Annotated in this window: 8 protein-coding genes; 4 read left to right on the forward strand and 4 right to left on the reverse strand. The window is 71.3% G+C overall.

Annotated features, from left to right (window positions below; genetic code table 11):
- On the reverse strand, window positions 1–206 hold a 206-nt coding region (locus EEJ42_RS16615), incomplete at its 3' end, for an ATP-binding cassette domain-containing protein (RefSeq protein WP_123100704.1).
- Between the two features lie 75 nt (window positions 207–281).
- Window positions 282–710, reverse strand: a complete 429-nt coding sequence (locus tag EEJ42_RS16620; protein ID WP_063734980.1) for a MarR family winged helix-turn-helix transcriptional regulator — start codon at window positions 708–710, stop codon at window positions 282–284.
- A 91-nt stretch (window positions 711–801) separates the two neighbouring features.
- On the opposite strand from EEJ42_RS16620, the gene EEJ42_RS16625 reads away from it, so the two are divergent.
- Entirely contained in the window at window positions 802–1,821 is a 1,020-nt protein-coding gene (locus EEJ42_RS16625) for an NADP-dependent oxidoreductase (RefSeq protein ID WP_123100705.1), read from the forward strand.
- A gap of 57 nt (window positions 1,822–1,878) precedes the next feature.
- Here the strand turns inward: EEJ42_RS16625 and EEJ42_RS16630 are convergent, their stop codons facing one another.
- Complete coding sequence (locus EEJ42_RS16630) at window positions 1,879–3,045, reverse strand: FAD-dependent oxidoreductase (protein ID WP_123100706.1); 1,167 nt, start codon at window positions 3,043–3,045, stop codon at window positions 1,879–1,881.
- 132 nt (window positions 3,046–3,177) lie between these two features.
- Entirely contained in the window at window positions 3,178–4,569 is a 1,392-nt protein-coding gene (locus EEJ42_RS16635) for a glycoside hydrolase family 30 protein (protein ID WP_123100707.1), read from the reverse strand.
- 128 nt (window positions 4,570–4,697) lie between these two features.
- Between EEJ42_RS16635 and EEJ42_RS16640 the strand changes: the two genes are divergently transcribed.
- The 3 genes from EEJ42_RS16640 to EEJ42_RS16650 form a co-directional block, all read left to right on the forward strand.
- Window positions 4,698–5,669, forward strand: a complete 972-nt coding sequence (locus EEJ42_RS16640; RefSeq protein WP_123100708.1) for an arabinan endo-1,5-alpha-L-arabinosidase — start codon at window positions 4,698–4,700, stop codon at window positions 5,667–5,669.
- A gap of 108 nt (window positions 5,670–5,777) precedes the next feature.
- On the forward strand, window positions 5,778–7,286 hold the full coding sequence (gene arfA / locus EEJ42_RS16645; protein WP_123100709.1) for an arabinosylfuranosidase ArfA: 1,509 nt from the start codon (window positions 5,778–5,780) through the stop codon (window positions 7,284–7,286).
- A 57-nt stretch (window positions 7,287–7,343) separates the two neighbouring features.
- The coding region (locus EEJ42_RS16650) for a hypothetical protein (RefSeq protein ID WP_148081981.1) at window positions 7,344–8,424 on the forward strand (1,081 nt) is incomplete at its 3' end.

Raw genomic sequence — 8,424 nt, forward strand, 5'->3', positions numbered from 1 at the left:
CCGACCCGCAGGTCGCCGGCGTCGGCGGTGATGAGGGTGGAGAGGATCTTCACGGCCGTGGTCTTGCCCGCGCCGTTCGGGCCCAGGAGGGAGAAGATCGTTCCCTCGGGGACGGCCAGGTCGATGCCGTCGAGGACCTTCTTCTCGCCGTAGGCCTTGTGCAGCCCCCTGGCCGCGATGGCGAGTGCGCTCGCTGTCGTCGTCATGCCGCACAGCTTGCGGCGAGGTGGGTTCAGCGCGGTTTCAGCGCGGTTTCAGTGCCCTGGAACTGAGCACTCTGGCTACGGCGTGACGCCCAGCATCCGTTGCAGCAGGTCCCGCAGCACCGTCCGCTCATCCGCCGACAACCCGGCCAGCGGCTCCCGCGCGAAGTCCAGCGAGCCGCGCAGCCGCTCGGCGGTCTCGCGGCCCGTCTCCGTCGCGGCGGCGAGCTTGACGCGCCGGTCGGCGGGGTCGAGGCGGCGCTCGGCGAGCCCGCGGGACTCCAGGCGGTCCACGATCCCGGTGACGTTCGACGGCTCGCACTTGAGCTGCTGCGCTATCCGCCGCATCGGCGTCGGCCCCCGGGAGAGCAGGCCCAGGACGCGGGCCTGGGCGCCGGTGAGGGCGTGCTTGGCGGCGGCTTCCTCGTACTCCTCGTGATAGCGGGCCACGATGGTGCCGATGAGCTCGACGACCTCGAGGGTCAGCGGGTCGGTGCGGGACGTCATGCCCCTCAGGTTACCCGTTTGCTTGACAGCATGAAATATGCAGGCCCATGATTGTTTCAGTTGGTGAAGTAAGTCTGAGGAGGCACCCCCCATGTCCGCGATCCCCGCCACCGGCCGTGAATGGCACCTCGTCGCCCGCCCCGAGGGCTGGCCGAAGCCGGAGGACTTCGCGCTGCGCGAGGCCCCGGTGGCCGAGCCGGGCCCGGGCCAGGTACTGGTCCGCAACCTGTACATGTCGGTGGACCCGTACATGCGCGGGCGGATGAACGACGTGAAGTCGTACGTACCGCCGTTCCAGCTGGACCAGCCGATGGAGGGCGGCGCGGTCGGCACGGTGATCGCCTCGAACGCGGACGGCATCGCGGTCGGCGCCCACGTCCTGCACTTCGGCGGCTGGCGCGAGTACGCGGTGGTGGACGGCAAGCGCGCGGTGACGGTGGACCCGGAGGTCGCCCCGCTCACCACGTACCTCGGAGTGCTCGGGATGACGGGGCTGACCGCCTACGCGGGGCTCATGGAGGTCGCGTCGTTCAAGGAGGGCGACGCAGTGTTCGTCTCCGGCGCGGCGGGTGCGGTCGGCAGCGAGGTCGGCCAGATCGCCAAGCTCAAGGGCGCCTCGCGGGTCATCGGCAGCGCGGGCTCGGACGAGAAGGTGCGGCTGCTGATCGACGAGTACGGCTTCGACGCGGCGTTCAACTACAAGAACGGCCCGGTCGCCGAGCAGCTGAAGGAGGCCGCCCCCGACGGCATCGACGTCTACTTCGACAACGTCGGCGGCGAGCACCTCGAGGCGGCCCTCAGCAGCCTCAAGGTGCACGGCCGCATCACCACCTGCGGCATGATCTCGATTTACAACGAGACCGAGCCGCCCGCCGCCCCGCGCAACATGGCGCTGTTCATCGGCAAGCGGCTGCGCATGCAGGGCATGCTGGTCAACGACCACAACCACCTCCAGCCGCAGTTCTTCGAGGAGGTCGGAGCCTGGGTGCGGGAGGGCAAGCTGCGCTACCGCGAGACCGTCGTCAAGGGCGTGGACAACGCGGTGGAGGCCTTCCTCGGCATGCTCCGCGGCGAGAACATCGGCAAGATGATCGTCGCCCTCGACGACTGAGACGACTGAGACGACTGAGACGACTCAGGCGACTGAGACGGCTCGGCCGACTGACGCTCATGGGGTCTGCTCGGCGTCGGTGAACGCGGTGATCAGGCCATGGGGCGCGTCGTCGCCGAAGAGGTACTCGTGGAGTCGGGTGCCGTCGGTGGCGGCGTCGGCGCCGCGGGGGAACATGGCCTGCTCGTACGCGGTGAGGGCGGTTTCGACGTCGTCCGGGTGGGTGNTGAGGGCGGTTTCGACGTCGTCCGGGTGGGTGGCGATGGCCTTGCCGAGTTCGGCGCCGTCGTACATGGCCAGGTTGGCGCCCTCGCCGTTCGGGACCGCGAGGTGCGCGGCGTCGCCGAGCAGGGTCACGCCCGGCACCCGGTCCCACCGGTGCCCGATCGGCAGGGCGTAGAGGGGACGCAGGACCGGCGCGGTGTCGCTGTCGGTGATCAACGAGGTCAGCTCCGGCGCCCAGCCGTCGAACACCTCGGCGATCCGCGCGGCGGCCGCGGCGGCGTCGGTGAAGTCGATGGCGGCGAACCAGTCCCGCGGCTCGGTGAGCGCCACGTAGGTGTGCAGGGTGTCGCCCTTCTCCCGGTGGGCCTGGATCCCCTTGCCCGGCGCGAGCGCGAGCATCGACCCGCCGCCGACCGCCTTCGCGGCGGCCGGGTGGCGGGTGTCGCCGTCGAACAGGTAGGTCTCGACGAACGACCTGCCGGTGTACGCGGGCGTGGCGTCGGAGAGCAGCGGGCGGACTTGTGACCACGCGCCGTCCGCGCCGACCAGCAGGCTCGTGACGACGGTGGTGCCGTCGGCGAAGGCCACCTCGTGGCGGCCCTCACCGAGGGCACGGACGCCGCTGACCTTGTGTCCCCACCGGACGGTGTCGGCCGGGAGCGAGTCGAGCAGGATCTGCCGCAGCTCGCCGCGCTGCACCTCGGGGCGGCCCCCGGTGCCGTCGTCGGGTTCGTCGAACAGGACGGTCCCGTCCCGGTCGAGGATCCGCATCGCCTGACGGCCCTCCAGGATGAGGCCGCGGAACTCGTCCATCAAGTCCGCTGCCTGCATGGCCAGTTGCCCGTTGTAGTCGTGGATGTCGAGCATCCCGCCCTGCGCGCGTGCCGTCGGTGAGGTCTCCGCCTCGTAGACCGTGGCCGGGATGCCGTGGAGGTGCAGGACGCGGGCCAGGGTCAGGCCGCCGAGCCCGGCGCCGATGATCGTGACGTGAGGGGTCATGGTGATTCCTTGCGTGTCGCACGGGTGCCAGGCGGGCGCCCGGCGGGATCACTGGAAACGTCCCAGGCCCCGCCGACAGACCGCCGACACCGGTCGCAGACCCCCGATATCTGCCCGACACCACGACACGCTCTACGGCAGGACCACCGTCGTCAGCGCGCGCGGCGGAAGGTCCACGTCCAGCGTGCCGCCCCGCACCACGGCCCGGCCGACCCGGCTCAGCGAGTGGGTCTCGTCGGTGCGGTACACCGATCCGACTCCGCGTCCGCCGCTCACCGCGAAGTCCGTACGGACCGCCTCCCGGCCCGTGTTCAGGATCTCCAGCACCCGGCCCCCGTCCCGGTTCCGGAAGGCCGTCACCTTCACGCCGTCCGCCGCGGCCGCCCCGGCCGACGCCGCCACCCGCACCGCTCCCGGGCGTACGAAGCGGCTGTACGCGGCGAGTGCCCAGAGCCGCTTCGAGACGTGGTAGTCCGCGCCGTCGAGCTGGATCAGCCCCCGCGTCGCGCCCACGGAGGCGCCGAACCAGTACACGTACGCGCTCGCCCGCGCGTCCGCGAGCGTCGTGTGGATCGCCTCGGCGACGGCGAGGCCGTCATAGCCGCTGCCGTCGTCCCACGCCTCGTTCCACGTCGTGCCGTTGGGGCTCCACTCGGACATCCAGGTGCGCCGCTCCGTCGGCAGCGGCTGGTCGGAGGGCGTGACGTACGGATGGCCGGTGTGCACGCCCACGTACCGTGACGCCTCCGGGTCCGCCTCGATGGCCGCGCTGTACTCGGCCTGCTGGTCCCATCCGGCCGCGTCGCAGCACACCAGGTCGATCCCGGCGCGCCGGACCGCCGGGCCGATGGCCTTCACGGTCTCGGCCGCCTCCTTCGGCGTGAACTGCATGGAGGCGTACGACGTGGCGAGATCCGGCTCGTTGGTGAAGCCGAGGTCGGTGATGCGGATGCCCTCCTGGCGGTAGAACTTCGCGTACTGGACGAGGTAGTTGGCGTAGGCGCGCCGCCATTCCGGCTTCAGGGTGCCGCCGTTCGCGTCCGTCCCGTTGGTCTTCATGTAGCCGGGCGCGCTCCAGGCGTCGGCGTAGAAGCGCTGCACGCCGTACCGTTTCGCCTCCTTGGCCAGCCACACCTGGCCGCCGTCCTTGCCGTCCCATTCGTAAGCCGGCGGGGCGTCCGGGCCTCCCGGGTCGGTGGGCTGGATGGACTTCATGTGGTCGTAGACCTCGTCCGAGGACGAGCCGATGCCGAGCCGCAGGATGCTGAGCCCCGCGCCGGTGCGCCGGTTCAGCAGCAGATCCAGCACCTCCCGCCGGTGCTCGGGGGTGAGCCCGCCCGCACCCCGCATCAGATCGGCGCGCTGGAAGGCTTCCGAGAAACCGAAGCCGTCGATCGGCTGGAGAGGTCTTCCGAAATCCGCGCCGGGGGTGGAAGGTTGCTCAGCGGCGGCGGACGGCATGGCCAGAGGGATCAGGGCGGCGGCGACTGCGCCGACGAGAGCGGTACGGACCGTCTTGATCACGAAAACTTCCCTTCCCAGGCTCCGAAAACTTCCGGAACGTTTCCGTAACGTCGGCCGCACGCTAGAGGTGGCCCCCAGCCCGGTCAAGAGAGCACACACCGCACGGCACATGAGAGGAGAAACGCCGCATGACAACGCGTCACCGCACCAGATGGCTCGCCCTGCCCGCCGCACTCCTGCTCGCCCTGCTCCCGGCCAGCGCCTCCGCCTACCCGAACCCGGGCCGGGTGACGGGCGACATCACCGTCCACGACCCGACGATGCTCCGCGCCGCCGACGGCACGTATCTGCTCTACTCCACCCACGGTGGTCTGGAGGCCCGCACCTCCACCGACCGGATCGCGTTCAGCCGCTCCGGGAACGCCTTCAACTCCCCGCCGTCCTGGTGGAAGACGTACTCCTCCGCGAACGACCCCTGGGCGCCGGACATCTCGTACCACGGCGGCAAGTACCTGATGTACTACGCGGTCTCGTCCTTCGGCTCCAGCACCTCCGCCATCGGCTTCGCCACCTCGCCCAGCGGCAAGGCGGGTACCTGGACGGACTACGGCATCGTCCACTCCACCACCGGCAGCAGCAACTACAACGCCATCGACCCCAACCTCTTCGTGGACGACGACGGGAAGTGGTGGCTGTCGTTCGGCTCGTGGTGGTCGGGGCTGAAGATGATCCGCCTCGACCCCGCCACCGGCAAGAGTTACGCGGGCGACAAGACGGTGTACGGCATCGCCTCCCGGCCCACCGGCACCAAGGCGGTCGAGGGGCCGTCCGTCATCAAGCGCAACGGGTACTACTACCTGTTCGCGTCCTACGACACCTGCTGCGCGGGCACCAGCTCCACGTACAAGATCAAGGTCGGCCGCGCCACCCAGCCCACCGGGCCGTACTACGACAAGAACGGGGTGGCCATGATGAACAACGGCGGCTCCCCGGTCCTGGAGTCCCACGGCCGCTACATCGGCCCCGGCGGCCAGTCGATCATGAGCGACGCCGACGGTGACCTGCTCGTCTACCACTACTACGACGGCCAGGCGGGCGGCACCGCCAAGCTCGGCGTCAACCTGCTGAGCTGGAGCGGCGGCTGGCCGACCGCGTACTGATGCGCGCGGGCGGGAGCCGTTGACGCGCGGGCGGCCAGCTCTTACCGTCGCGTTCGGATATGCGACCCCTATCCGGCATATCGAACAGAGCAGCAGAGAGGCGCCGCCATGCAGTCGACCGCCCCCGCCCGGTTCACCCTCGACCCCGCGTTCGCCGTCGGCGACGTCGACGCCCGTCTCTTCGGCTCGTTCGTCGAACACCTCGGCCGCTGCGTCTACACCGGGATCTACGAGCCCGGCCACCCCGCCGCCGACGAGGCCGGGCTGCGCACCGACGTCCTCGATCTGATCCGTGAACTCGGCGTCACCGCGCTCCGCTACCCCGGCGGCAACTTCGTCTCCGGCTACAAGTGGGAGGACGGCACCGGCCCCGCCGGGGAGCGCCCCCGCCGCCTCGACCTCGCCTGGCGCTCGACCGAGACCAACCGCTTCGGGCTCTCCGAGTACATCGACTTCGTCCGCAAGGTCGGCGGCGAGCCCATGATGGCGCTCAACCTCGGCACGCGCGGCGTCGCCGAGGCCCTGGAGCTCCAGGAATACGCCAACCACCCGTCCGGCACCGCCCTGTCCGACCGTCGCGTCGGCCACGGCGACAAGGAGCCGTACGGCATCCGGCTGTGGTGTCTGGGCAACGAGATGGACGGCCCCTGGCAGACCGGCCACAAGACCGCCGAGGAGTACGGACGGCTCGCCGCCGAGACCGCCCGCGCCATGCGGCAGATCGACCCGGACGTCGAACTCGTCGCCTGCGGCAGCTCCAACCAGGGCATGGCGACGTTCGCCGCCTGGGAGGCCACGGTCCTCCAGCACTCCTACGAGCTGGTCGACTACATCTCCCTGCACGCCTACTACGAGGAGCGCGACGGCGACCGCGACTCCTTCCTCGCCTCCGCCGTCGACATGGAGTCCTTCATCGAGAACGTGGTCGCGACCTGCGACCACGTCGGCGCCCGGCTGAAGTCGAAGAAGAAGATCAACCTCTCCTTCGACGAGTGGAACGTCTGGTACCAGGCCCGCTTCCACGCCGCCGAGCCGCCCAACTGGGAGGAGGCGCCGCGGCTGCTGGAGGACAACTACTCCGTCACCGACGCCGTCGTCTTCGGCTCGCTCCTCATCGCGCTGCTGCGCCACGCCGACCGCGTGAACGTCGCCTGCCTCGCCCAGCTCGTCAACGTCATCGCCCCGATCATGACCGAACCGGGCGGCCCGGCCTGGCGCCAGACCACCTTCTTCCCCTTCGCCCAGGCGTCGGCGTACGGCCGCGGCCGGGTGCTCCAGGTCGCCGTCGACAGCCCCGCGCACGAGACGGCGAGGTACGGCGAGGTGCCGCTGCTGCACGCCACGGCCGTACGGAACGAGGAGACCGGCGCGGTCACCGTCTTCGCCGTCAACCGCGACCAGCACCGGCCGCTCCCGCTGGAGGTGGCGCTGCACGGGATGGCGCCCGCCCGGGTCGTCGAGCACAGCGTCCTCGCCGACGCCGACCCGGAGGCCCGCAACACCCTCACCGACCCCGAGCGCGTCACCCCGCACCCGGGCGAGGGCACGGCGCTCGCGGACGGGGTGCTGACTGCCACGCTGGAGCCGATGTCCTGGAACGTGATCCGGCTGGGGTGATCCGTTCGGGGTGATCCGTTTGGAGTGAGCGGCAAACAATTTGTATAGTGCACTTATATGAGTACGGTGCGCGAGATACAGGGATGGACGTCAGCGGTCGGCCGTAGCTTCCGGGCCGCGCTGACCATGGAACGCGTTCTCTCGGAGCCCGGCGCGATCGTACGGGCGGTCCTGGCGGTCCTCGCCGCGGCGGCGCTCGGCGGGCTGACCGGCGATCCGCTGGCCTGGGTCATGATGTCCGTGGGCGCCTTCATCTGCGGCATCGGCACCCTGCTGGCGCCGGTCCGGCACCGGGCGGTGAACGCGTTCTGGCTCGGCGCGGGCTTCTCGCTCGCCGCCCTCGCCGGGGTCTGGCTGCACCAGGCCGGCTGGTACTTCCTGATCGCCCTCGCGGCCCTCGCGTACCTGGCCGGTCTGTGGCGGGCGCTGGGCGTGGCGCCCGGCATCCGCGCCTGCCTCGTCGTCATCGGCTGCATGATCACCGCCGATCTCGCCGCCACGGTCGAGGTGGGGCTGGTGATGGTGCGCTGGATGGCCACGGGCGCCGCCCTGACCCTCGTCGCGCAGCTGCTGCCCCCGTACGGGCGGCGCCACCCCGCGCAGCGCAAGGCGCTCGCCGCCCTCTACGCCTCGCTGGCCGCGTACGCGCGTACGGAGGCCGAGGGGGCCGTCGGCCACCCCGCCCCGGCGCCCTTCACCGCCGCCCGCAGGGCGCTCGACCTGCTGCCGCGCTTCGCCCGCCCCGGCGCGGCACCGCTCTACGGACTGCTCGTCGAGGCCGAACGCATCCGGCGCGCCCTGCTGCTCGCGGCCGACACCCCGAAGGCGCCCCACGCGGAGATCGCCGAAGCGCTCGACTCCGTGGCGCGCGCCCTGCGCGCCTCCCGCCGGGAGCCCCTCGCCCCGCACATCGCGCGGACCCTGGAGACCTGGCGCGGCCCGGTGGCCGAGGAACTGCTGCCGTCGCTGAACGAGGCCGGGCGGCTCGTCGGCCTCTGGGCCGACCGGGAGCAGCCCGGCGGCCCGGACCCCGTCCTGACCCTGTTCCCCGCCGAGCACCCCGCCCGCGCCGCGCTCCGTCGGCTGGGGTCGGCGGCGCGCCCCGGCGACCCGCTGTTCCCGCACGCCCTCCGCGTCG

The organism is Streptomyces botrytidirepellens (assembly GCF_003721215.1).
Taxonomy (GTDB): domain Bacteria; phylum Actinomycetota; class Actinomycetes; order Streptomycetales; family Streptomycetaceae; genus Streptomyces; species Streptomyces himastatinicus.